The sequence below is a fragment of the Octadecabacter sp. B2R22 genome, assembly GCF_018861045.1.
In the GTDB taxonomy this organism is placed as follows: Bacteria; Pseudomonadota; Alphaproteobacteria; order Rhodobacterales; family Rhodobacteraceae; genus Octadecabacter.
Genome location: NZ_JAHKQJ010000010.1, coordinates 357,737 through 382,911 on the forward strand (window position 1 = coordinate 357,737; position 25,175 = coordinate 382,911).

The following is a 25,175-nucleotide window of genomic DNA, read 5'->3' on the forward strand; positions in this document are numbered from 1 at the left end:
TGATGCCGTGAAGGGTCGTGCTGGGGCAGGGTTCGACGGACAAAAACGCGACAGGGCGCGCGCGGGCGTGACGCCAGACGCGGCGCCATCCTGTTAGGGTTGCAGGGGTCGGATCAGCGTAGTCATGGGTCGCCAAATTAACGAGGCTGCCATAGCCGAAGAACTGCGGATGTGGGTCAGCCTTGGTCATTCCCGCGACCTTAGAACACGTGCTGGTTTGGCGGCAAGTGGGCGTAGGGCAAAGGCAAGGCCCGCAAGTAGCGTCGCCCCCATTCCGCCTAAGATAATGACGCTCGCCGAAGACCAGATTGGGCTGAAATCGGTTTCCATGATGAAGGTCGAGACAGCCCAGCCGCCAAGCATGCCAGCCCCCAATGCGACAAGCCCCGCAGCAAGCCCAAGTAAGGCAGAACGCAAGGCAAAGCTGCGCAGGATAGTTGAGCGTGATGCGCCAAGGGTCTTGAGAACGGCAGACTCATAAGTACGTGCAGGAAGCCCCGCAGCGGCAGCCCCGATCAACACAAGGAACCCCGTTAGGAGAGTGGCCAGCGCGCCATAACGCGTCGCCGCTGAGATGCCACCAAGAAGGGTCACGACTTGATCAATTGCGTCACGAACGCGGATGGCAGTGATGTTTGGATAGGCCGAGGCAAGGTCACGCAGGATCGCGGCTTCGGCTTCGGGGGTACTGTAAACGGTGCTGATCCACGAATGGGGCGCACCTTGTAGGGCCGCAGGGTTCATCGACATGATGAACCCCATTTGCGCGTTTTCAAAACTGACTTCGCGAAAGCTGGCGATGGTCGCGGTGATGTCGCGGCCCAAGATGTTGGTCGTGATCGTGTCGCCGATTTTCAGGCCCATTTCTGCGGCTTCTTCGGCCGCAAAGCTAATGAGCGGCGGGCCCGCGTAATCGGTGGGCCACCATGCGCCCTCGGTGATAACCGTGCCATCGCCGGGCTCGGCAGAGTAGGTGAGGCCACGATCCCCGCGCAGCACCCAATGGTCGGCCACATCGCGGGCAGGCTGGCCGTTGATCTGGGTGATGATGCCTCGCAGCATGGGCGCGGCTTCGTATTCGCTAACCGCTGGATCACCGTCAAGGCGTGCGCGGAACCCGTCGATCTGATCGGGCTGGATGTCGACAAAGAAATAGGACGGCGCAACGTCAGGCAACTCGGTCGCGATGGAATTGCGAAGGTTTCCATCGATCTGCCCAACTGCGGCAAGGACAGACAGACCAAGCCCAAGCGAGAGCACGACAGAAGTTGTTTCGCCACCGGAACCGATTGCGCCGAGCGCTGCCCGCCATGCAAGCCGTCCACGGGCTAAACGGCGAAACCTGCGGGCTGTGAAGCGGGCGAAGGCGGCGGCGAGGACAAGCAGAATGAGCGCACCAGCGATGCCGCCTGCTGTCCAAAGGGTCAGGAAGGCAGTGCCGGAAAACAAGATCGCCGCACCGACGAGCAGGGCGAGGAGCAAAGCCGTCGCAATAAGATACCGCGTCGCCGGAAGGGTACGCCCCGCGCTGAAGGCATCGCGAAACAGCGTGGCGGCTTTGATGTTATCCGTGCGTGCCAAGGGCCAAAGTGTGAAGATAGCAGCGGCAAGCACACCGTAGATCGCAGCCTCGGCCAGTGGCGCGAGGTGCAGGGTGAATTCAGCAGGGATCGGCAAACGGGCTTCGATCACAGGCGCAAAGGCGAGAGGAATGGCTGCACCAAGGATCAGGCCGATGGCGACACCCAAAAGCGTCAAGATGCCGATCTGTAGGCCGTAACTAAGAAAGATGGTGTTGCGCGTTGCACCAAGGGTCTTCAGCGTCGCAATGGTGTTTGATTTTCCCGAAAGATAGGCGCGCACCGCAGCGGAGACGCCGACACCCCCAACGGCCAGCCCAGACAGGCCAATCAAGATCAGGAACGCACCAATGCGATCAACAAATCGCGCAACACCCGGAGCACCAGCGCGGGCATCACGCCAGCGCAGACCGCTGTCCGCAAACTGGGTTTCGGCCTCGGTTTCTAGCGTCGCAAGGTCTGCGCCCTCCGGCAGGTCGAGGCGGTAGTTGGTTTCCATCAGGGTGCCGGTGGCAAGCAAGCCAGAGTCCGCGAGGTCATCGAGCAGCACCAAGGTCCGTGGGCCAAGGCCAAAGCCGCCGCCAGAGTTGTCAGGGTAGCTGACAAGGATCGCCGAAAGCGTGAAGGTTTGATCGCCTAAGTTGAAAAATTCGCCTACAGCAAGGCCAAGCCGGTCCGCCAACACGCGTTCGACCACGGCCCCGGGGTGGGTTCCGTCGCCATTAAAGGCGGTAGACAATGGCATTGGTGGATCAAGAACCGTCTCACCGATCAGCGGGTAGAGATCATCCACCGCCTGCACTTGGGTCAGCCCACGTTCAACGGTGTCGCGGTTAACCACCAACATCGAGCGGAAATCCGTGGTTTCAGAAACGCGGGTGGCGATGTCTGACATCCACGCGCGTTCATCGTCACTGGCAAAGCGATAGGTGAACCGCACGACGGCATCCCCGCCGAGCAAGGATGCGCCTTCGGCTTCCAAGCCTGCTTGGATAGAAGCGCGCACGGTGCCGACGGCGGCAATGGCCGCGACCCCAAGGGCAAGGCACGCAAGGAAAATGCGAAACCCGCGCAAACCACCACGCAATTCGCGTTTGGCAAAGGTCCATGCCAATTTAAGGGTGGTCAGGCTCATTGGGCGGCCAGTGCTGTGGTATCGATGCGCCCGTCACGCAGACGCACAACACGGTCACATCGGGACGCCAATTCATTGGAGTGGGTGACCATTATCAATGTCGCGCCATGTTGATCGCGCAGGGCAAAGAGCATGTCGATGATGGCCGCGCCATTGGTTTCATCAAGGTTTCCGGTCGGTTCATCGGCCAATAGGATCTTAGGGCGCGTGACAGAGGCCCGCGCCAGCGCGACACGTTGCTGTTCGCCCCCCGACATCTGAGCAGGGTAATGATCGGCGCGATGGCCAAGCCCGACAGCGGTCAATTCATCGGCGGCGCGCGCAAATGCATCGCGAACGCCAGCAAGCTCCAGCGGTGTTGCGACATTTTCCAGTGCAGTCATTGTCGGGATCAGGTGGAAAGATTGGAACACCACCCCCATATTGTCCCTACGAAACCGTGCGAGCGCGTCTTCACCCAGTCTGGTAAGGTCTGTGCCAAGTGCGGTGATGGTTCCGCCGCTGGCTGTTTCTAGTCCGCCCATCAACATGAGGAGTGATGATTTGCCCGATCCACTAGGCCCCACCAATCCGAGCGTTTCGCCCTGCGGCACGGTCAGTGAAATGTCATGTAAAATATCGACGGTCCCTGCATTGCCGGACAGTGAGAGGGACACATTCATGAGGGACAGCGCATCGGTCATTGGTCGGGCCTTTTCGGGTTTGGGCTCTTTGACATATGGGGTGATCCGCGCGAGTGGCAACCTGTGTTTGGCGATGATTTTAACGGTCAGCATGGCACAGGCGGAAACCGCGACGATTGCGGCGCTAGGGGACTCGCTGACCCAAGGCTACGGGCTGCCGATTGAGGACGGTTTTGTGCCGCAACTTGAGGCGTGGTTACGGGCCGAGGGGGCGGACGTTGAGGTGATCAATGCGGGGGTGTCCGGCGATACAACTGCGGGGGGGCTAAGCCGCGTGGCATGGACGTTGACCCCGGATGTGGATGCTTTGATCCTGAACTTGGGTGGCAATGATCTTCTACGTGGTATTGACCCGGCCGTAAGCCGTGCCAATCTTGATGGCATTTTGCAGGTGGCGACAGAGGCTGGTGTCGATGTGTTGTTGGTCGGGCTTGATGCGCCAGGCAACTATGGCACGGACTATGAGGTGGCTTTCGAGGGTATGTTTCCTGAACTCGCCGAAACCTATGGCGCGGATTTATACGAAAGCTTCTTTGCTCCGCTTGAGGCTGACACCAACGTTACCGCGGCCCGCGCGGCCTATATGCAGGCCGATGGAATACATCCAAACGCCGCTGGCGTTGCGCGGATTGTAAGCGGGATTGGGCCATCGGTTCTCGATCTGATTGCGCCGTAAGCAGCGGGAAGGTAGCGTGGGCGCTTAACTTAGTAGGAGTAAAGATATGTCCAATACCGTAGCAAAAGTCACAGAAATCATCTGTTCGTCTTCCAAGTCGTTTGACGACGCCGTCGAGAACGGCATCAAACGCGCATCCGAGACCCTTAAGGGCATCACGGGTGCATGGGTTGCAGACCAGAAAGTCACTGTCACTGACGGTAAGATTGATGAGTACCGTGTTGTGCTCAAGGTGACATTCGTTCTGAAAGACTAAAATAGTCGCCAAACGTAAAACTAACACGGGCGCTACAGCTTGAGGCGCCCGTATTATAGCGAGATGTCTGGTCGCCGATCTATGTGTCAGCGACCGCCAAATTGATCGTACTAACGTTGCACATATAATGTGCGACGAACCGATGGTTCGTACATGCTTTTGGGCTTACCCGTTCATTACGAACGTTATGGGAATGGGGCGGTTGCTTTCCCCTCGCGCCGCATCATGACCCGAACTACATTTAGGCAACTGTAACATTTGGGGACTGTCATGTTTAAATTTCTGTTTGGAAAAACCCGCGGTAAAGCCGCAATTGAAACCCAGCGCGATACCGTTGCTCGCGCTGTCGATGAGCTCAATAGCGTCTTGGCGTTGATGGCGGATAAACCTGTGGTGAGTATAGACCTAAATAGCGGCCTGATCACTGTTGATCTGCCAGAACAGATGCCGGATGAGGCTTTGGCTTTGCCCGCACCAAATGAGGCAGCGGAAGCGGTCGAGGAAACCGTTAAGGACGCCGTCGAAGGCGAGGTTTCTGAAAAAGCAGCGTAACTCGGACTTAACGAATTGATACAAAATAGGGCGGCCCCGAAAGGAGCCGCCCTTTGCTTTGGTCAAAAGACCGAAAGCTTATGCGAGTGCGAGGTTAACCGCAGATTCGCGGCCGTCGCGGCCAGCTTCGACGTCGAAAGTAACTTTCTGATCGTCTGCCAGACCTGTGAGGCCGGAACGCTCAACTGCGGAGATGTGAACGAATACGTCCTTGCCGCCAGTTTCAGGAGCGATAAAGCCGAAGCCTTTTGTTGTGTTGAACCATTTGACTGTACCGTTGGCCATGTCATGTCTTCCTTTTAAAATGTTGCCCGCATTGTGCGGCAACCGTGGCGTAGTCAGTGCTAGGTCGAAGAACTGTGTGCCGTAAAAGGTAGACAGGGGTCGAGATAGAATAACGTTTGCACCGCTGATATGGGGCAGGTCGCTTTATATTGCAAGGGATATCGCTGGTCGGCCTCATTTCGGCAATTTCACGCTTGGGTTGTTTTGGGTTGCCAAACCGGCAAGAGCAGTGTCTTGCAGGGCGTAACAAAACAAGGGGTTAGCGCAATGCGTTGGGATGAATTGATGGACCGCGCCGGTGGCGTTTGTGAATTTTGCGGCACAGCGGGCGAATTGACTTCTGTAGACGTACCGCCGAGCGATCAGGTGCTTTTGTGTGCGCCGTGTCGTGGTGAGGGCGATGTTCCAGCGGCGCATTGGCGCTGTCTTGAGGGGGCTATGTGGTCTACCGAGCCCGCCGTTCAGATCGCTGTGTACCGCCGCTTGGGCGAGATCGAAGAGATGTGGGCATCAGATGCGAAGGACAGCATGATGATGGACCCCGACGTTCTAGCCCGCGCGCAAGACGTGGCCGAGGTCGTGGATCATTTCGACAGCAACGGTATGCGGCTGGAACATGGGGATACGGTCGTGCTGGTCAAAGACTTGCCGGTTAAGGGGGCTGGGTTCACGGCGAAACGCGGGACTGCGGTGCGCAACATTTCCCTAGTCCCAGACAACGCCGCGCATATTGAAGGGCGCGTTGAGGGACAGCGGATTGTGATCCTGACGGAGTTTGTGAAGCGGAAGTGAGAAGGGCGGTCCGAAGACCGCCCAACGTCTAGAGCACGAAGCTCAGGATCGTTAGTACAAGTGCAATGGTGCCAATAAAGTCACCGTAGCTTACTCGTCCCTTCAACTTGGTTAAGAACCGCATGGCGTTAGCCTTTTAGCGATGCCCGACCGGTCGAGCGGTTTCACTCGCTCAGTGGATTATACTGCCCTTTATAGCAGTTCAGACGGCCCTTATGATCACTAGGGGCTATCCTGTCGAAGAGCTCCCGTCAGCATCGCGCTGAGATAGCACCCCTTAGCTACGCCCGGCTACAGGCTCACACAGCGCCGCTAGGCACTTCAGAGTTAGATGGCAAAACGCGCATTGTTCCTAAGGAATTGCTCGAATTACTAAGCGATTGACGGCTTCTGCTTGGTCAATCTCCATCTGCCATTTTTATATGGGTATCGCCACCGCAGCGTTCAATAACCGTGAATTGATTTTAAACGATGCTACCGCGCGAACTTCTTGTGTTTCATCCGTTTCGGTTCCATCGCATCCGCACCAAGGCGCTTTTTCTTGTCTTCTTCGTAGTCCTCAAAGTTGCCTTGGAACCACTCGACGTGGGCTTCGCCTTCGAAGGCGAGGATGTGTGTGCAAATCCGGTCGAGGAAGAAACGGTCGTGGGAGATGACCACGGCGCAGCCTGCGAAATCGACCAGCGCGTCTTCCAAGGCGCGCAGGGTTTCGACGTCCAGATCGTTGGTAGGTTCATCGAGGAGAAGGACATTGCCGCCTGATTTCAACAGCTTAGCCATGTGCACGCGGTTGCGTTCACCGCCCGACAGCACGCCAAGTTTTTTCTGCTGGTCGCCGCCTTTGAAGTTGAATGCAGAGCAGTAGGCGCGGGAGTTCATTTCGGCATCGCCGAGTTTGATCACTTCGCCGCCGCCGGATATTTCTTCCCAAACGGTCGCGTTTGCATCGAGATCATCGCGGGATTGATCGACATAGGAAAGCTGTACGGTGTCGCCAAAGGTCACAGTCCCGGCGTCCGGTTCGATTTGGCCCGTGAGCATGCCGAACAGCGTGGATTTACCCGCGCCGTTTGGACCGATCACACCAACGATGCCGCCCGGTGGCAGTTCAAAAGACAGGTCTTCCACCAAGAGCTTGTCGCCCATGGCTTTGGTCAGGTTTTCAACTTCGATCACCTGAGAGCCAAGACGAGGGCCGTTCGGGATGATGATCTGGGCACGGCCCATTTTCTCGCGCTCGGACTGATTTGCGAGGTCGTTATAGGCGCTGATACGGGCCTTGGATTTGGCCTGACGGGCTTTTGCGCCTTGGCGCATCCATTCCAGTTCGCGTTCCAGTGTTTTCTGCTTGGACTTGTCATCCTTGGCTTCGCGTTCCAGACGCTTTGCCTTGGCTTCGAGCCAGCTGGAATAGTTGCCTTCGTGCGGGATGCCTGAGCCACGGTCGAGCTCCAAGATCCAGCCGGTGATCGCATCTAGGAAATAACGGTCGTGGGTGACGATCAGGATTGTGCCTTTGTAATCAACGAGGTGCTGTTGCAGCCACGCGATTGTTTCGGCGTCGAGGTGGTTTGTCGGTTCGTCAAGGAGCAGCATATCTGGTGCGTCCAGCAGCAGTTGGCACAGGGCAACGCGGCGCTTTTCACCACCCGACAGGGTGCTCACATCGGCATCATCGGGTGGACAGCGCAAGGCCTCCATGGAGACGTCGATTTGAGCATCGAGATCCCAAAGGTTCTGGGCATCGATTTCATCCTGAAGTTTCGCCATTTCATCGGCGGTTTCATCAGAGTAGTTCATCGCGAGTTCGTTGTAGCGATCCAGGATATCCTTTTTCGCTTTCACACCGAGCATGACGTTTTCACGGACTGTGAGGTTTGGGTCCAGCTCCGGTTCCTGCGGAAGATAGCCGACAGTTGCGCCCTCGGCGGCCCATGCTTCGCCCTGAAATTCTTTGTCTTGGCCGGCCATGATCCGCATGAGGGTGGATTTACCGGTGCCGTTCACGCCCACGACGCCAATTTTGACGCCAGGTAGGAAGTTTAAACGAATATTTTCAAAGACTTTTTTCCCACCGGGGTAGGTTTTGGATACGCCATCCATGAAGTAAACATATTGATAGGCTGCCATGTCTCTGGTCCCTCGGATTGGAATTGCTTTTGCCAGTGAATACGCTTGCAAGGCGGGCTGTGCAATGGGCAGTGCTGGCGGCTAAGCGTGCTGAGCTGGGGCGTTCTCGACGGTGTCCCGGAGCCAGTTATGCAGAGCCTCGATCGATAAGGGACGCGAGAGCCAATACCCTTGGATTATGCGGCAACCCATGTTTTGCAAAGCACGTGCGGTTTCTACGTCTTCGACACCTTCGGCGATGACGGTCAGCCCCAGATCATTGGCAAGCTCTACGATTTTGCGCACGATTTTGCGACTTGCAGAGTCCTCCAGTAAGACTCCAATCAAACTTCGATCGATTTTCACGCCCGACACATCGAGCGAGGCCAAATGAGACAGCCCTGCAAACCCGACGCCAAAGTCATCGAGGTGCACTTGGAATCCAGCCTTCCTCAAGTCTGAAATGATTGCGGCGTGGGACGTGGTTTCGGCGACATCCCCGAAGTTGGTGTTTTCCAACACCTCAATTGTTATTTGCGCTCTGTTGATATTGGCGGCCTCAACGCCCCAAACCAGCCGATTAACAAAGTCGGGATGAGTGAGAAGTTCAGGGGATGCGTTAAATGCAACTTTCAAGTGGTCTAGTCCGATTTCATTTAATCGCGCTTTTTCCGAAAGGGCGGCTTCCATCGCGAGCAGATCAAGCGCACCCATGTGACCCAAATCTTTCACGATGGGTAAGAAGTCGTCTGGAAGGATGATCCCGTCTTCTGGGTGCTGCCAACGAACAAGTGTTTCCATCCCGACGATTTGTTGCGTTGCGATATCCATTGTCGGTTGGAAATAGAAATCCAGGGTGCCGGCATCGATGGCTTCAGCCAAATCCAACGCGTGGCGAAGTTGGACGGAATGCCGTGCATGAAGGTCTTCATCATAGAGGACCACTTGGTTGCGGCCCGAACGTTTCGCCTCATAAAGAGCGAAATCCGAGTGTACGAGTAGATCACCGGCCGTTGACGGTTGAGAATGCGACAACGCGGCACCGATGCTGGCGTGAACCTGAAGAATTCGCCCCATCCATTCAAAAGGTTCTGAGATTGCTTTGATGATGGTTTGACTGAAACGTTTGAGGTAAACGAGGTCCGTCGTTTGTGGGCACACCACGACAAATTCATCACCCCCGACTCGCGCGACCAGGTCGCACTTGCGAATGTTATCTTGGATAACGTTGGCTGCATGGATGAGCACGGCATCGCCTGCGGAATGGCCATGGGTGTCATTTATGTCTTTGAAATTGTCGAGGTCGATGTGCAAGAGCCCGACGGGCGCGCGCCCCTCAACCACGAGCGCATTTTCGATGAAGTCTAGAAACGCGCCGCGATTTGGAACGCCGGTCATGGCGTCGTGCGTAGCTTGTTGTTCGAGGCGTTGGCTAATGTCATGCAGTTGGGATTGTTGATCAACCTGTTTGGTAACATCGCGGCAAACAAGAATCGCGTTCTCCTGGCCATCGGCTGTTTTGACAAAGGAGACGCTTATCTGGTTCCAAAAGAGAGTACCGTCTGCACGTTGGTTTTCGACCAGTTCGTAGCTATCCCATTTCGGATCTTTTGGGTCAAACCGGAATTCGGCAACTTCCTTGGCCGAGAGCTTATTGCCGTCTGGTAGGGCATGTTCCAGAGGGTTTAACCCGATCACCTCTTCTCGTGAGAGCCCATGAATGTGGCAATATGAATCATTCGCCCAAAGAATGCGCGCCTGCATATCTTGAATTACAATTCCGTCAGGTGCGTTTTCGCACGCGAGTTTATAGTGTTCACTGTCATTTAAGGTTTGGACCATGTCACGTTGAGCACGGCGCAGGTCATCCCGTAGGCGGCTGTTGTGTTGACGTGTCCGGTACAACATCGGGATCAGAACCAGCGCAAGAGCAACCAGAAAGAGAAGCGAGACGACGAATATGGACACCTATGACCCTTTGTTTGATTGCTATGGCTTACTTTGAGGCAAATGTGTTTGGTTAATGTTAACAGTCTAGGCGACGTTCAGGGGACCTATAAGTTCGTTGAAATCCACCTTTGAGGATAAGGTTCTAAGTCACTGCGGAATTGCCATTGGGGCGAGTGCTGCGTAAGGACCGTTTAATGCAGCGTGATGGAATGCCATATGCCCGCGCCGGTCAGGTTGTGGGATTGTTGGGAGGATCGTTTGATCCGGCCCATGACGGGCATGTTCATATCTCGAAAGCGGCGATGGTTCGTTTGGGACTGGATCAGGTGTGGTGGCTGGTGAGCCCGGGCAACCCCTTGAAAGAAAAGGGTCCTGCGCCGATAGCTGATCGCGTCCGTCGGGCTAGGGCTGTGATGAAACACCCGCGTGTTACGGTCACGGACATCGAACAGCTCCTTGGCACTCGTTTTACCGCAGAAACGATTGCGAAATTGCAGACAGCTTATCCGGATGTGAGATTTGTTTGGCTTATGGGGGCAGATAACCTGACACAGTTCCATCGTTGGCAAAATTGGCAAGAGATCATGCATCGAGTTCCTGTCGCGGTTTTTGCGCGCCCGGGGGATCGGATTTCGGCACGGATGTCACGAGCCGCGCGGATGTATCGAGAGAATCGCTTGGTTGGGCGTGCGGCGTCTTTGTTGGGCAAATCCGAAGCACCGGTGTGGACCTTTATAAACCTGCCGATGTCGCAATCGTCATCGACTGCGATCAGAAATGCAGGGGATTGGACACCTAGTACGGTTGTTGGCGATGATGATGAGAATTAGAGTAGTTTAATGTCTGTGAACCTTACGCGTCGGGCCCTATTGGGCGGATTGTTAACCAGTACTGCGGGAGCCGCATTGGCCGAGGGACCGTTGCAGTCGCTGCGTCCGGCCCTACGGACTGCTGTACCCGTCGCGTCTGCGGCGCCCGAAAGCAGCCCCATTCCGCGTATTGCCCCACGTTTGCGGGCGACGATTGAAGAACTCATCGCGTCGGCTGATCTGGACGGAACGGTTGGTTGCGTCCTTGCGGATGCCCGCTCGGGCGAGATTTTGGAACGGGTTGATGGCGATGTTGCGCTTCCGCCAGCAAGTGTGACCAAGGCTGTGACGGCACTTTACGCGTTGGATGCTTTGGGTGGCGCACATCGGTTCGTGACGCGTGTTTTTGCAATTGGGGGTGTTTCGGAAGGCACTTTAAGTGGTGATTTGATTTTGGCTGGCGGCGGCGACCCAACGCTTTCGGCGGATCATTTGGCTGAACTGGCTGCTGCTACCAAAGCTGCGGGCATTTCCGAAGTCACAGGTCGTTTGTTGTGTTGGCGCGGGGCACTGCCTTACGCCGAAGAGATTGAACCATCACAATTAGACCATCTTGGGTACAATCCGGCGGTCAGCGGTTTGAATTTGAACTTTAACCGCGTCCATTTCGAATGGCGCCGCGTCAGTGGCAATTGGCAGACGACGATGGATGCCCGCACGGAAAACCGTGTTCCACGGGTCCGCATGGCAAAAGTTCGTATCGTGGACCGTGGCGCGCCGGTGTTTGCGACGGATGCGCCGGATTCATGGTCGGTCGCTCGGTCGGCGTTGGGGAATGGTGGGTCACGTTGGATGCCGGTTCGCCAGCCGGCACTTTATGCGGGGGACGTATTCAGGACGTTAGCGACTGAGGTTGGGCTGCGGTTGCCGGAACCCGAGGTTATCGACGATCTGCCTACCGGTGAAGAAATCACGCAGCACCGTAGCGCGACCCTTCGCACGATATTGAACGAAATGCTGTTGTATTCAACAAACCTGACTGCGGAAATCTGTGGGTTGGCGGCCACGCAAGCGCGGTTTGGATCTGCCGTCGGTATCGAGGCATCTGCCGCACATATGACCACATGGATCGGAGAGACTTTTGGCCTAGAGGCCCAGTTTGTCGATCATTCGGGGCTGAGCGACGAGAACCGGATCAGCGCCGATGATATGGTGAAACTGTTACTCCAAGAGGGGCCGGATGGGCCGTTGAAACCCATTCTGAAACGTATTGCTATGCGGGACTCCGACAATAATCGCCTTGAGGGGTATCCTATTGAAGTTAGGGCGAAAACGGGCACATTGAACTTCGTCAGTGCGCTGTCGGGATATATTGAAACGGTTGACGGCAAGGACCTCGCATTTACGATTTTCACCGCAGATATCGAACGCCGCGAACGTGGGAAGGCAGCGGGCGACGAAGTTCCTGCGGGTTCGATTGAATGGAACAGACGCTCCAAGCGGTTGCAGCAACAACTATTGCAACGCTGGGGATTGGTCTACCGAGATGAAGTCTTGGACCTAGAGCGCGGCTAAAGCGTCATGTGCCGCGCACGTGCGCCGCGTTCAATAGCTGCCGCATGGAGGCGGTCGATGTTCAGCTCATAGCGAATTTCTTCGAGCATACGCAGCTCGGACTGCGCGATGTCGCCGTCTGCAGCCGCGACGTCACAGGCTAATGCATAGGCCGTTTCGTTCAGGTGTTCCGGAAGCGTCTGGCGAATAAGGCCGAACAGCGCATCAAGTCCGTCTTCTTGATCGAAAAGATCAAAGACAGTTTGTGACACCCGTGGGACGTGGTCTGCGTCGTAGTCGGCGAAAACGGGCAGGTTATTGATGCTGTTTGTGATTTTGACCAGCTCGGCCGTGCGGATGTCTTCGTCGCTGGCGGAAACGGCGATCATGACCGCGCATAAAGCGTCTTGGGCTGTAAGGGACGGGGTCCCTGAAATCGTGTCTGGCATCTCGTGATACTCCTGCTTGTTGGTTCACATTTATTGACGACGAGGCAGCACTGCAATAGGACGCGCGACATGCCGCACCATAGGGGTGGCGGCCCATATTCATAGAGAAGACCCATGAGCAATTTGCGTGACGCTGGAATGACCTCCAAGGCTTGGCCCTTTGAAGAAGCACGAAAGCTGCTCAAACGGGTTGAAGCGTCCGGCAAGGATCATGTGTTGTTCGAGACCGGTTATGGCCCTTCTGGTTTGCCGCATATCGGAACCTTTGGTGAGGTGAGCCGCACAACGATGATCCGCCGTGCGTTTGAGGTGATCTCGGATATTCCTACGCGGCTGATCTGTTTTTCCGACGATTTGGATGGCATGCGTAAAGTGCCGAGCAATGTGCCCAACCCAGAGCGGTTGGAGCAGTACATGCAGTTGCCGCTGACATCTGTTCCAGACCCGTTCGACGAGTATGAGAGCTTTGGCCATCATAACAACGCTATGTTGCGCCGCTTCTTGGATACGTTCGGGTTTGAATACGAGTTCATCTCTGGCAAGGAATACTATGAATCCGGCGCCTTTGATGAGGTGCTATTGAGAGCTGCGGAAAAATACGACGATGTGATGAAGGTGATGTTGAAGTCTTTGCGCGAAGAACGCCGGGAGACCTATTCCATCTTCTTGCCGATGCACCCAGAGTCGGGTCGCGTGATGTATGTGCCGATGAAACATGTCGATGCAAAGAACGGCACGGTTACGTTTGAAGACGAGACAGGCAAAGAATTCACCGTCCCTGTGACGGGTGGCAATGTGAAGTTGCAGTGGAAGCCGGACTTTGGCGCGCGCTGGGCGAGCCTTGATGTTGATTTTGAAATGTATGGCAAGGATCACAGCACCAACACGCCGATTTACGACCGCATTTGCGAGATTTTGGGTGGCAAAAAGCCGGAACACTTCTCTTATGAGCTATTCTTGGATGATCAGGGCCACAAGATTTCAAAGACATCGGGCAACGGGGTGAGCATTGATGAATGGCTGACCTATGCCAGCACGGAAAGCCTGTCTTACTTCATGTACTTGAAGCCCAAGACTGCAAAGCGGATGCATTTCGATGTGATCCCGAAGGCGGTTGACGAATACCATCAACAGCTGCGGGCCTACCCAAAGCAGGATGATGCGGGCAAGTTGAACAATCCAGTGTTCCACATTCACGGCGACAACGTGCCAGAAAGCACGATGGTCGTTCCGTTCTCGATGTTGTTGAACCTTGCCAGCGTGTCTCAGGCCACTGACAAAGATAAACTCTGGAGCTTTATTCAGCGCTATGCGCCAGACGCGTCCCCTGAAGGCAACCCTGATCTGGATGCGGCGGCTGGATTTGCCGTGCGATATTACAAAGACTTTGTGGAGCCGCAGAAGGTTTTCCGCCTGCCGACAGAACAAGAACGTGGCGCGTTGCAAGCGTTGATCGCGTGTTTGAAGTCCGAAGAGGTTGCGTTGGCTACGATTGCCCAGAAGAACGAGCAAGAAGGCAAGGACATGCCACTGCCAGATGTTGATTGGCACAACGATGAGTTCTTGCAGTCAATCGTGTTTGCGGTGGGCAAAGTGCACGGGTTTGATCCGCTGCGGGCTTGGTTCTCGTGTCTGTATGAGGTGCTTCTGGGCGCGAAACAAGGTCCACGTTTTGGTGGGTTTATTGCGCTCTACGGTGTTGAGGAATCTATCTCTCTAATCGAGGCCGGTTTGGCTGGTGATTTGGTGAAATGAAACCAAATCCCGTTTGGCTCCGTATCTTAGGTATGGAGACAAACGGGAGCGCGACATGAGATCGATAAAAGGTGCTTTTCTAACGTTGGCTTTGTTCGCAACAGCGGCCAGCGCACAAGACCAGTCAATCGAAGACGTTATCAACAATCAGCTGCAAGCGTTTCGGGATCGCGACGTTCAAGAGGCTTGGCAGTACGCCAGCCCGATGATCCAAGGCATATTCAGAACGCCCGAGACGTTTGGCCGGATGGTCGAGAACGGGTATCCGATGGTGTGGGACAATTCGGACATACGGTTTCTGGACAGGCAAGAAACCGGTTCTCAAACCCGCCAAGAGGTTCAGATACAAGGGCCGGATGGACTGTTTTACATCCTTGATTATGAAATGATTGAGACCCCTCAGGGCTGGTTGATCAATGCTGTGCAAGTGATCCCCGCACCCGAGATGTTTTCCTAAGCATAGCCCTTGTCGTTGCGCTGAGCGTCGGCGCACCGTGACGGTGCTGTCAGAGGCCGTTTACCCCTAACGACTACCCATATGAGCTGTTGATCTGCGCGCCCGACGGGCCGTTGGGTCTTGTTTTGGCGGGGTTGTTTAAATGACCCCTATTAAAAGGGGTTTCCTATGAACAAGGTGATTACTGACGGGCTGGTGTTTATGCCGCCACCATTTTCAGACGGCTTGGATGTGTGGTCGAGCGGGGATGGAACACCGGGGTCGGATACCTATGATCAGTCCGGCGGCGGGGCATATGTTCCTGCGGATCAAGATTTTGCAGGGTGCATTGAGATTGTAAAAACCAGCTCGGTGACAAAGCTGCGGTACATGGGAGAAACGTCCGTGTTGCCGGGGTGTTATTTGCGTGTGACGGCCAAAGTCAAATGCGTTTCAGGTGCCTTACCGGATGTTCGGATTGCGGGCTGGGCTGGGCAATCCGGCGGGGCTGAACTGACTGGCGTTGTGACCAATGGACCATCGGTTTCGATCACCAGCTATGGTGAGGTGTTTGAAGTCACAGCAATCATCGGCACAGGTGCGCGCACTGGTGTTGATATGACATGGGCAAACGCCAGCTACGGGCATTTTGGGATTGATTTGACGGGCGCGAACGGGGGTGTTGTGCGTGTTGATGATATTACCATTGAGGACGTGTCATCCGTGTTCCTGCGAGATCAGGTGGGCATCGTGGATGTGCGCGATTACGGCGCGCTGGGCGATGGTGTCACGGACGATTCAGCGGCCTTTGAAGCCGCGGATCAGGATGCGGATGGCCGCGAGGTTTTGGTGTCTGAGGGGACTTATTTCCTTGGTGGGTCGGTGACGTTCAACAACCAGGTTCGGTTTCAGGGCACGGTCACAATGGGCGACGAACACCGGCTGATTTTCCAGAAGAATTTCGACTACCCGACCTATGTTGATGCCTTTGTCGACGAAGAGCTGGCATTCAAAAAAGCGTTTCAAGCGTTGTTGAATTTTGCGGACCACGAAAGCCTTGATTTATGTGGCCGCCGTATTTCGCTTTCTGAACCTGTCGATATGCAGGCAGCGGTCAACAATAAGGACAAGTTCGAAGTCCGCCGCGTCATCCGAAACGGGCAATTCCAGCCCATCGATGGCTCTGCGTGGGACAGTGATGTTGTCGTGGCGCAGGCGACGTACAGTGCGTCGGAGTCGATAAAACTGACCAACGTGGCTAATATCAGCGCAATTCAACCGGGATCTTTGGTGACGGGGAATGGCGTGAGCCGCGAGATTTATGTGACGTCGGTGGATGTCGCGAACTCCGAAGTGACGTTGAATGCGCAAATGTATGACGCGATCGGCACGCAGGAATTTACCTTTACGCGGTTCAAATATCTGTTGGATTTCAGCGGGTTCACGAAGATGTCCGACATGATCCTAGATGACATTGAATTCAGCTGTGGCGGCGAAGCCAGCGGCGTGTTGCTGCCGCCCAACGGTTTAGTCTTTCAGGTTCGTGATTGTAGTATCAAGCGTCCCAAGAACCGCGGTCTGACGTCTCACGGGACGGGGTGCCAGGGTGTGATCATTGATCGCAATATGTTTGTGTCGGACGAGCAGGATATTGAATCCCGCAACCGTCAATCCATTGCGTTCAATGTGAATGCGAACGATCCGAAAATCCGCAACAACCGTGGTGTGCGGTTCCGTCACTTCTGTGTCTTGCAGGGCAACGGCAATATCATCGCGAATAATCACTGGTTCCAAGGGGATAATCAGGATGACGGGCCGCGTTTGGCGGGCGTTGTTTTGACGTCACCCAACTGTCTGACAACCTTCGTTGGCAACTACATCGATAACAACTTTATCGAGTGGACGAACGAGCACGACGCGACGCCCGACGCCACGGGATATTCGTTTGGAGGGCTGACGATCACGGGCAATATCTTTTTGGTCAGCGAGGTCACGACTGCCTTTTCGTGGATCGTGATCAAACCCCACGGAGAAGATCACGCGATCAATGGGTTGTCTGTGCAGGGCAACGTGTTTCGCACCAACTCGGCGACTGTCGGGCGGGTTGAGCAGATCGACACGACCTATGCCGACCTGCGCTATGATTTGATGCGCAACATCATTTTCCAAGGCAATGCGTTCAACGGGATCAGCCAGCCGACGCGAAATCCGCATATCGATACGCACAGCGAAAACTCGGTCGATGCGACGTGGACGATTGATACCGAAGGTTATCTGCCATTCGGGGGCTGGGCGCGCACGATTGATGCCTTGGTGCCCGTCGGTGCGATCCGCAACGGGTCAAACACTGCGGTGTTTTCGATGCCCTATGCAGAGCCTGTGAACGGGTCCAACTCGGATGCGTTTGATATCATCTGGCCCGAACCGGTGAAGGGTGAGATCAGGTATTCGGCACGGATGGACAATCCGGCTTGAGATGAGAGGGCGCCGCAAGGCGCCCTTTTGCCTTAGGAAAGAAAATGAATGAGGGTCAGATGAACTACCTCACCCACCCCGTTTCTTCCTCGGCTTGATCCCACCGCGTTGGCCGGGCCTGCCGGCTTGTGATCGGCCTTCCGCTTTCTTGGCGTCATTCACCGCCTTATCAACCTGATATTGCCGCGCGAGGGGGTCGTCGGAGACCACCAGATCCACGGCTTCCAGACGTTTGACTTCGTCGCGCAGGCGGGCGGCTTCTTCGAATTCGAGGTTCTCGGCGGCTTTGCGCATGTCGCCTCGCAGCCCGTCCAGAACGGCCTCCAGATTGGCACCGTGTAGGGGGTTGTCGACCGTGGCCGTGACGCGGTTCATGTCGACGTCGCCTTTGTAGAGGCCCGCCAAGATATCCTCGACGTTCTTTTTGACCGTCGCAGGGGTGATGCCGTGTTCTTCGTTATAAGCGATCTGTTTGGCACGGCGGCGGTCGGTTTCGCCCATGGCGCGTTCCATGGACCCCGTTATGCGATCCGCGTACATGATGACGCGGCCTTCGGCGTTACGGGCCGCGCGGCCAATTGTTTGGATCAAAGAGGTTTCGGAGCGCAGGAACCCCTCTTTGTCCGCGTCCAGAATGGCGACCAGTCCGCATTCAGGGATGTCCAAACCTTCGCGCAGCAGGTTGATCCCGATCAGCACATCGAACGCCCCAAGGCGCAGATCGCGCAGAATTTCGATGCGCTCGATCGTGTCGATATCGCTGTGCATATACCGCACTTTGATGCCGTTCTCGTGCAGGTATTCGGTGAGGTCTTCTGCCATTCGCTTGGTCAATGTGGTGACCAAGGTGCGGAACCCATCCGCAGTGACTTTGCGAATTTCGTCCATGACATCATCGACTTGCGTGTCCACTGGTCGAATTTCGATCATGGGGTCGAGCAGCCCCGTGGGGCGAATGATTTGTTCGGTGAACACGCCGCCGGTCTGTTCCATTTCCCACGAAGCGGGAGTGGCGGAGACGAAGACAGATTGCGGGCGCATAGCGTCCCATTCCTCAAACTTCAGCGGGCGGTTGTCCATGCAAGACGGCAGGCGGAAACCGTGTTCGGCCAGCGTCATCTTGCGGCGGAAATCGCCTTTATACATGCCGCCGATTTGGGGCACGGAAACGTGGGATTCATCGGCGAACACGATTGCATTGTCGGGGATAAATTCGAACAGGGTAGGGGGCGGTTCACCCGGCGCGCGGCCCGTCAGGTAGCGGGAATAGTTTTCGATGCCGTTACACACGCCCGTCGCCTCGAGCATCTCGAGGTCAAAGTTGCAGCGTTGTTCAAGGCGCTGCGCCTCGAGTAACTTGCCTTCGTTTACCAGTTGATCGAGCCTGATCTTCAGCTCTTTCTTGATGCCAACAATCGCTTGCTTCATCGTCGGCTTGGGCGTCACGTAGTGCGAGTTTGCGTAGATACGGACCTTTTCGAACGTGTCAGTCTTCTCTCCCGTAAGGGGATCGAATTCAGTGATGGTTTCCAGTTCTTCACCAAAGAACGACAACTTCCACGCGCGGTCATCAAGGTGGGCGGGCCAGACCTCTAATGAGTCGCCCCGTACGCGGAACGTGCCGCGTTGAAACGCTTGGTCGTTGCGTTTGTAGGCCTGCGCGATGAGATCCGCCATGATGCCGCGTTGGTCGTATTCACCGCCGACGTGCAAATCCTGGGTCATCGCGCCGTAGGTTTCAACAGACCCGATGCCGTAGATGCAAGACACGGACGCGACGATTATCACATCATCGCGTTCCAAAAGCGCTCGCGTAGCCGAGTGGCGCATGCGGTCGATTTGTTCGTTGATTTGGGATTCTTTCTCAATGAAAGTATCTGATCGCGCGACGTAGGCTTCGGGTTGGTAGTAGTCGTAGAAGGACACGAAATATTCCACCGCTGCGTCAGGAAAGAAGCCTTTGAACTCCCCATACAGCTGCGCCGCGAGGGTCTTGTTAGGGGCCAGAATGATCGCAGGACGTTGAGTTTCCTCAATCATTTTCGCCATGGTGAACGTTTTGCCAGTACCAGTCGCGCCCAGCAAAACCTGATCGCGTTCGCCGTCTCGGATACCTTGGGACAGTTCTTTGATCGCTGTGGGTTGATCACCAGCCGGGTCAAATTCAGTCACCAGTTTGAACGCGCGTCCCCCTTCGAGTTTCTCGCGTGTTTTCACGTCCGGCGCCGGATTAGCGAGGAATTGTTCGGCTTCGGATTTGTCGGTCTGGGCGTATGGCATGAAGGCTCCTGTCAGCCCTTAATGTGACATCTGAGCGTGTGGGTTCAAGGGGGGCTGCTGACAGCTCCATGTCAGCAGCGTGTCCTTCAATTCAGTTTCTAAAGTGTCATGATCGTTTCTTCACCGCTGAGGACCAAAAACATGTCAGCAGTCGCACCCTGCGAGATGCGATCTGCACGCGCCAAAGCCAAGCCGATTTCGTTGGTGACGGGATGCTCCCCGATGCATTCAATCGCGGGGCGCGGGACGAAAAGGGTGGGGTCAAAGGCGACGCCAAGTGTAAAGCCATCGAGCCCTGTTGCCATGGGAACGCTTAAGTCGTGAAACACCAGCGCGGTTTCCTTTACGCGTAGGCGGGTGAGCCGAGGGAATTCCCCGATGGGTTCATCATTGACTGAAATAATCTCGAAGAGTGCGTCCGCCAGCGGGTCGTTCGCGTTTATGGACATGTGAGAATTCTGTTGCGCAGAAACGATGCTCGCGAGGGAAAGTAGCGCAAGGGTGCTTAGGTTGGCGGCAAGACGGATTTTCATGGTGAAGTTCCTGATATTAAGTGCTGGAAAATAGGACGTGAGCGACAGGGCATTCCTTGGAAAACTGTCTATATTTTCTCACCATGCTGCCGCGCAAAGGGATTGCGTCACAGGCGCATTTGTCCGATATAAGCCCTGTCAAACAGGAGCCAATCATGCGCGCACGTATTTATCAGCCAGCACGAACCGCTATGTCGTCAGGTACTGCCAAGACCAAGCATTGGGTGTTGGAATATGCGCAGACGTCTGCGCGCGACGTTGACCCGTTGATGGGCTGGACGTCATCGAGCGATACGCAGACGCAAGTTAAGATGTCTTTTGAGACCAAAGAAGCGGCGTTGGACTACGTAGAAGCCCACGGGATCGAAGCCACGGTTCAAGACCCAAAATCACGTCGCGCCAATATCCGCGCTGGCGGTTACGGCGAAAATTTTGCGACAAACCGTCGTGGCGCTTGGACGCACTAAGAATATGTAAGACCGACCCTTTGGGCGATACCCGAGTTCCATCGGACCGCATTAACGTGTTTTGGTTGATCGCATAGTCGTCATACATGAGCAGCGTCGCGGCACCCTAAGAGGGCAAAGAAGACGCTTGAATTTAGTACGGTACCACCGCCAACGAATGTAACGACGAACAAATAGACGACGTCGGTCTTGTCCAGATGCTGCCCTTACAATAGCTCCGCCACGCAAGCCGAGGTTCCGTCATTTGCGACGACCACACGCGCTCCTGTTTAGGCTCAATAATGTATGTCTCTGGCTGATTACTCCCGCCGATGAGATAGGCATCGCTAAATGAAACCCTTGAAGGATGTCGCATCCGAGTGCCGCGAGCGCCGTTGCCTGCTCTTCATTCTCAACGCCTTCTGCGACGACCTCAATCTTTAGAGCCTGCGCGATATCCACAATCGATTTCACGAGGCTGACCATTGCGTCGTCGGTGCTCACATTGCGGATCAAAGAACGGTCAATTTTCAGCCGCTTCGGGCGCACATTTACGAGCCCTAAAATTGACGCGTACCCACTTCCAAAATCGTCAATCTCAAATTCCACCCCAAGGGTTCTGAGCTGATCGAGTGCCTGCGAAACTTCGTCATTTATGACGTCCAGGAACACCGTCTCGAGAAGTTCAAAGGACAAGTATCTTACGTCGTCACCGAGCGCTTCGACACATTGGATCATTTTAGGATCAACCAATCGCTGGCTGGAAATATTCACCGAAAGCCGGGGCACCCTAAACCCTTCGCGCCGCCAACTGCGAAGGCAATTCACCGCACCTCGCAAGATTTGCCGATCGAGTTCCGCGACACAGTTCGATTCTTCTGCAAAGCCGAGAAAATCCGCGGGAAGAAGCAAGCCGCGGTCAGGGTGTTGCCAACGTGCGAGCACTTCAAACCCAACGAACTGTAAGGTTTGAGCGTCAAACTGGGCTTGGAAATAAGGCACGATCTGCCCGTCATCCGCCAAAGCCTGGTTCAGTTGGTCTTTCATGATGCGGTTGTATTCGACTTTTTCGCGCAACTTGGGGTGAAATTTGCGGCTGGTACACCGTCCCGATCGCTTGGCTTCGTAAAGCGCAAGATCCGCGTCCCTCAGTCTTTGCCAGATGTCGATCTTCCTTCTGGAACAGACCGTAACACCGATACTGGCGGACACTGCAATGCTATGCCCCTCAATCGTTTTCGGCTTGGACAATAGATTGTTAAGCTCAACGCAGAATGCCGTAGCCCTTGCTCCTCCGGGGACGTCATCAAGGATGGCGACGAATTCATCGCCACCGATACGGGCCACAAATTCTGCCGGATGTCGAAGCGCGTTAAGCTGTCTGGCAACATGGACGAGTGTCGCATCCCCAATCGCATGCCCGAACTGGTCATTCACGTCCTTGAAATTGTCCAAGTCGATTTGAAGGATAGATACAAATCGTCGATCCAAACTTTGGTCCGAACGGAACTGTTTGCAAACCCGTTCCAGATTCCTTCGATTGGGGAGATCGGTCAGAACGTCATGGAGCGCATTGTTCTCCACATTTCGATTTGCCAAAACGAGCTCTTGGTTGCGCTGCTTCAGTTCGGTTTGCGTCTTGATGAGGTCAGTGACATCCGAGTTCGTTCCAACCACGCGAACGGTGCGATCGTTTGCATCACGCAGGACCTGTCCTCGTGATCGCCACCAACGCCACGTTCCGTCACTGTGTTTTATGCGATAGGTCTCATCAAAAGGGGAATTGAGTTTGATGTGGTCATCAAACGCCTTGAGTACGCCAGTGGCATCGCCAGGGTGAACGCGATCTTCCCACCAAGAGAATTTATCGGGTACAATTACGTGAACTTCACCCAAAAGAGTGAAATTCTGCGTCGAGAAAAAGACGTGGTCGTTGGCCAAATCAAAGTCCCAGATTCCGTCAACCGCCGCATCCATTGCAAGGTCATACCGTTCGTTTACTTCCTTCAGCTGCGAAAGGTTGGTCGCACGCTCCTCGCGATCCATGGAGAACCCAATCAACTCAGAAACTGAGGCTGCATAGGCCACTTCGTCGGGAGACCAGTTGCGAGACGTGTTGACGGTCTCGATACAAACGACACCTCTGGGACCAGCGGCGGACCTGATCTGCGCATCCAGCATAGAGAAGATATGATTTGGCTTTAGGTAAACCTCGGTAAAATCGCATGTCCGTGGGTCGGTTCTCGCGTCATTTGCTGCAATGACTCGTTCCGTAAGAAACGCATTGAAATATTGCGGAAAGTCTTTTTCTTGGAGCAACAACCCCGACTGATGTTCATCTGTTTCAGCAAGGTACAAATCCATACATTCGATCGTGGTGTGATCTTCGGACAGCGCCCACGCGCTCACCCGGGCCACGCCCAACTGGTCGGCTGCTTCCTTTGTGACGATGCGCGAAAATTCAGCCTTACCTACAGAATCTCTTGTATAAAGCCTCATCAGTCGATCCAAAGATGCATTGAATTCGCGAATGCGTCCGAGAATATGCTCTTCGCCGAAAGCAGTGGGTTTGGATTGGATCAGATTTGGCCTCGCCACGTTCACAACTCATTCTAAGAAATTTATTAAACAATCTATCTTTTCATTCTACTTCTTGGAGCGGTTAACAATTTGTTAACGCCTTCCGCTTTTTCGCAAGGCAACAGGCCGTCGAAACGCTCTTCGTTTCGCTGGATAATCCCACATAGCAAAAAATTTGTTAAGCCAAACCAAACGGCTGAGACGCCTCAAAGGTCACCCCACCCATAAGGATCGGCGGGGAGGCTGCTAAAACGTCTCAATGCTAAGCCAGAAGTCCGCTTTGGAACCGCTACGTTGTAGCGCAAGTTTGAGCATCGGCGCCGTTCCCGTACGCGTTTTCAATCATCGCGACGTCGTAAACGATACTTGAGGAATGGGTCGTATGATCAATGCACGAGGGCCTCTGTGCCGCGGCCCTCGTGTTCGTATGATGGTTCTGCTTTGGCAGGATTGGTTAAAAAGGCGCCCCGCTTTTGCTGTGGGGCGCCTTCTTCAGTTAGTGACAGGCAGGGCGCGTGCCCGGCAAAAGCACTTTGTCGATGACGTGGATGACGCCATTGTCAGCCATAATATCGGCAATGATGACATTTGCCATTTCGCCAGTTCCGTCAGCGATCGTCACGCCGCCACTGCCAGCCGTAATGCAAAGTCGTTCGCTGTCTAGGATCGGGCGGAAGTAGTTTGAGCCAGCGGGGATCATATTTGCAGACAGCTTTCGGTCATCGACATGATAAAGCAGCACATTGGTTAGCTGATCCTTGTTCTCGGGAAGTAGAAGGGTCTCAACTGTTCCCTCAGGCAGCGCTGCAAATGCGTCATTCACGGGCGCGTAAACCGTGAAAGGGCCCGGGCCCGACAATGTGTCGACAAGGCCAGCGGCAGAAACCGCGGCGACAAGGGTTGAAAAGCGCTCATCGCCAGCTGCGATTTCTACGATGGTTTCGGCACTCGCGGCGGCGGCTGCAAGGCTGAGTGTGAGGGCTGCAGCGGTGGCTTTCAGGTTCGTTTTCATCTTTGTTCTCCGTGTTGCCGGACGATCATGTCCGTTCTGATTTGCGTTTCGTACAAAGGTTACGGAGGGCGATGAAGCTTGGTTCACAGGGTCACAAAAACGTGAAGATGAACTGATTAAGCTGTTGTAATAACGAAAAAAACCACCGGATATCCGATGGTTTTTGGTCAGTCGAGTGTGATGTCTTGACTGCTAAATCCGAAACAACGGCTGAAGCAAACGCGGGATGAGTGAATTGAACCGCAATGGCGCGTCCGTGGCCGCAAGACAAATGCAAGGTGCGCCAGCGTCGGCAACCGGCGTGTGTTCCACTGTTTGATCTGCAACCTCAAGATCACCAACGCCGAACCGTCCGGTTTCATCGCTGAAGCTGCCTTGCAGGACCAAAGTCAGTTCCAAACCGTTATGGCTATGGTCCGGTACGGCGCGTCCTTGTGGGATATAGAGCAGACGAACGGACCCATCGCGCCCATCCGACAAAATGCTCTGGCGGACCCCCATTCCGAGAGATTTCCAGCGCGGCGGCTTGCCTTTCAGCGCTTCCATCACAGGACCCGGGAAAGCCCCCGAACGCTGATAAACGGGTTTCTCGGCAATTGGTGCGTCCAATAGATCAAGCACATTAGATTTCAGACCGTCTGATACGGCTTCGGTGCTGGCCGTTTCCAAGACCGCGCCTCCGGTCGCTAGGTGGGCCTCGTAAGCCGCGCGACAGTCCAAGCATAGCGATATATGGGCGGCCACGGCCAAGGCAAAGGGCTGAGGCAGGCTTCCTCCAGCGTAAGCCGCCAGCAGGGCGTCGGGGGCATGGTGGGTAATAGTCGTCAT

At 55.0% G+C, this 25,175-nt stretch carries 21 protein-coding genes; 10 read left to right on the top strand and 11 right to left on the bottom strand.

Features of this window, described 5'->3' with window-relative positions; all coding sequences use genetic code 11:
* Positions 1–186: 186 nt before the first annotated feature.
* Positions 187–2,715 carry an FtsX-like permease family protein gene (locus KO486_RS14645; protein ID WP_216038020.1) on the bottom strand — a complete coding sequence of 843 codons (2,529 nt, stop codon included), beginning with the start codon at positions 2,713–2,715 and terminating at the stop codon, positions 187–189.
* Positions 2,712–3,398 carry an ABC transporter ATP-binding protein gene (locus KO486_RS14650; protein ID WP_216038021.1) on the bottom strand — a complete coding sequence of 229 codons (687 nt, stop codon included), beginning with the start codon at positions 3,396–3,398 and terminating at the stop codon, positions 2,712–2,714. Before KO486_RS14650 ends, KO486_RS14645 begins: the two co-directional genes overlap by 4 nt.
* 73 nt (positions 3,399–3,471) lie before the next feature.
* On the opposite strand from KO486_RS14650, the gene KO486_RS14655 reads away from it, so the two are divergent.
* The 3 genes from KO486_RS14655 (at position 3,472) to KO486_RS14665 (ending at position 4,882) form a co-directional block, all read left to right on the top strand.
* Positions 3,472–4,074: an arylesterase gene (locus KO486_RS14655; RefSeq protein ID WP_216038363.1), complete on the top strand. Its 603-nt coding sequence runs from the start codon at positions 3,472–3,474 to the stop codon at positions 4,072–4,074.
* Positions 4,075–4,120: 46 nt separating this feature from the next.
* Positions 4,121–4,330 carry a dodecin family protein gene (locus KO486_RS14660; protein ID WP_216038022.1) on the top strand — a complete coding sequence of 70 codons (210 nt, stop codon included), beginning with the start codon at positions 4,121–4,123 and terminating at the stop codon, positions 4,328–4,330.
* Positions 4,331–4,600: 270 nt separating this feature from the next.
* The gene (locus KO486_RS14665; RefSeq protein WP_216038023.1) at positions 4,601–4,882 is read left to right on the top strand and encodes a hypothetical protein; all 282 of its coding nucleotides are present in this window, start codon (positions 4,601–4,603) and stop codon (positions 4,880–4,882) included.
* 78 nt (positions 4,883–4,960) lie between these two features.
* Here KO486_RS14665 and KO486_RS14670 read toward each other — a convergent pair whose 3' ends face one another.
* Positions 4,961–5,167: a cold-shock protein gene (locus tag KO486_RS14670; protein WP_015496137.1), complete on the bottom strand. Its 207-nt coding sequence runs from the start codon at positions 5,165–5,167 to the stop codon at positions 4,961–4,963.
* A gap of 267 nt (positions 5,168–5,434) precedes the next feature.
* Between KO486_RS14670 and KO486_RS14675 the strand changes: the two genes are divergently transcribed.
* Positions 5,435–5,959: an alkylphosphonate utilization protein gene (locus tag KO486_RS14675; protein WP_216038024.1), complete on the top strand. Its 525-nt coding sequence runs from the start codon at positions 5,435–5,437 to the stop codon at positions 5,957–5,959.
* Positions 5,960–6,433: 474 nt separating this feature from the next.
* Here KO486_RS14675 and ettA read toward each other — a convergent pair whose 3' ends face one another.
* Together ettA and KO486_RS14685 are read right to left on the bottom strand one after the other, a co-directional pair.
* Positions 6,434–8,089: an energy-dependent translational throttle protein EttA gene (gene ettA / locus KO486_RS14680; RefSeq protein ID WP_216038025.1), complete on the bottom strand. Its 1,656-nt coding sequence runs from the start codon at positions 8,087–8,089 to the stop codon at positions 6,434–6,436.
* A gap of 81 nt (positions 8,090–8,170) precedes the next feature.
* Positions 8,171–10,036 carry an EAL domain-containing protein gene (locus KO486_RS14685; protein ID WP_216038026.1) on the bottom strand — a complete coding sequence of 622 codons (1,866 nt, stop codon included), beginning with the start codon at positions 10,034–10,036 and terminating at the stop codon, positions 8,171–8,173.
* A gap of 176 nt (positions 10,037–10,212) precedes the next feature.
* Between KO486_RS14685 and KO486_RS14690 the strand changes: the two genes are divergently transcribed.
* Positions 10,213–10,848, top strand: coding sequence for a nicotinate-nucleotide adenylyltransferase (locus KO486_RS14690; RefSeq protein WP_216038027.1), 636 nt, complete (start codon positions 10,213–10,215; stop codon positions 10,846–10,848).
* A gap of 9 nt (positions 10,849–10,857) precedes the next feature.
* Entirely contained in the window at positions 10,858–12,402 is a 1,545-nt protein-coding gene (locus tag KO486_RS14695) for a D-alanyl-D-alanine carboxypeptidase (protein ID WP_216038028.1), read from the top strand.
* On the opposite strand, the gene KO486_RS14700 is transcribed toward KO486_RS14695, so the two are convergent.
* Entirely contained in the window at positions 12,399–12,830 is a 432-nt protein-coding gene (locus KO486_RS14700; RefSeq protein ID WP_216038029.1) for a tellurite resistance TerB family protein, read from the bottom strand. The two genes, KO486_RS14695 and KO486_RS14700, sit on opposite strands and share 4 nt — an antisense overlap.
* Positions 12,831–12,944: 114 nt before the next feature.
* Between KO486_RS14700 and KO486_RS14705 the strand changes: the two genes are divergently transcribed.
* The 3 genes from KO486_RS14705 to KO486_RS14715 all read left to right on the top strand — a co-directional run bounded on the left by KO486_RS14705 (position 12,945) and on the right by KO486_RS14715 (position 17,496).
* The gene (locus KO486_RS14705; RefSeq protein ID WP_216038030.1) at positions 12,945–14,585 is read left to right on the top strand and encodes a lysine--tRNA ligase; all 1,641 of its coding nucleotides are present in this window, start codon (positions 12,945–12,947) and stop codon (positions 14,583–14,585) included.
* A 55-nt stretch (positions 14,586–14,640) separates the two neighbouring features.
* Positions 14,641–15,042: a DUF4864 domain-containing protein gene (locus tag KO486_RS14710; protein ID WP_216038031.1), complete on the top strand. Its 402-nt coding sequence runs from the start codon at positions 14,641–14,643 to the stop codon at positions 15,040–15,042.
* 168 nt (positions 15,043–15,210) lie between these two features.
* Entirely contained in the window at positions 15,211–17,496 is a 2,286-nt protein-coding gene (locus tag KO486_RS14715; RefSeq protein ID WP_216038032.1) for a glycoside hydrolase family 55 protein, read from the top strand.
* Between the two features lie 69 nt (positions 17,497–17,565).
* On the opposite strand, the gene uvrB is transcribed toward KO486_RS14715, so the two are convergent.
* On the bottom strand, positions 17,566–19,776 hold the full coding sequence (uvrB, locus tag KO486_RS14720) for an excinuclease ABC subunit UvrB (RefSeq protein ID WP_216038033.1): 2,211 nt from the start codon (positions 19,774–19,776) through the stop codon (positions 17,566–17,568).
* Between the two features lie 98 nt (positions 19,777–19,874).
* The gene (locus KO486_RS14725; RefSeq protein ID WP_216038034.1) at positions 19,875–20,309 is read right to left on the bottom strand and encodes a hypothetical protein; all 435 of its coding nucleotides are present in this window, start codon (positions 20,307–20,309) and stop codon (positions 19,875–19,877) included.
* 155 nt (positions 20,310–20,464) lie between these two features.
* Between KO486_RS14725 and KO486_RS14730 the strand changes: the two genes are divergently transcribed.
* Positions 20,465–20,776, top strand: a complete 312-nt coding sequence (locus tag KO486_RS14730; protein WP_216038035.1) for an ETC complex I subunit — start codon at positions 20,465–20,467, stop codon at positions 20,774–20,776.
* A 240-nt stretch (positions 20,777–21,016) separates the two neighbouring features.
* On the opposite strand, the gene KO486_RS14735 is transcribed toward KO486_RS14730, so the two are convergent.
* The 3 genes from KO486_RS14735 to KO486_RS14745 form a co-directional block, all read right to left on the bottom strand.
* Positions 21,017–23,254 carry an EAL domain-containing protein gene (locus KO486_RS14735; RefSeq protein WP_216038036.1) on the bottom strand — a complete coding sequence of 746 codons (2,238 nt, stop codon included), beginning with the start codon at positions 23,252–23,254 and terminating at the stop codon, positions 21,017–21,019.
* A 577-nt stretch (positions 23,255–23,831) separates the two neighbouring features.
* On the bottom strand, positions 23,832–24,347 hold the full coding sequence (locus tag KO486_RS14740; protein WP_216038037.1) for a fasciclin domain-containing protein: 516 nt from the start codon (positions 24,345–24,347) through the stop codon (positions 23,832–23,834).
* A 192-nt stretch (positions 24,348–24,539) separates the two neighbouring features.
* Complete coding sequence (locus KO486_RS14745) at positions 24,540–25,175, bottom strand: ChrR family anti-sigma-E factor (RefSeq protein ID WP_216038038.1); 636 nt, start codon at positions 25,173–25,175, stop codon at positions 24,540–24,542.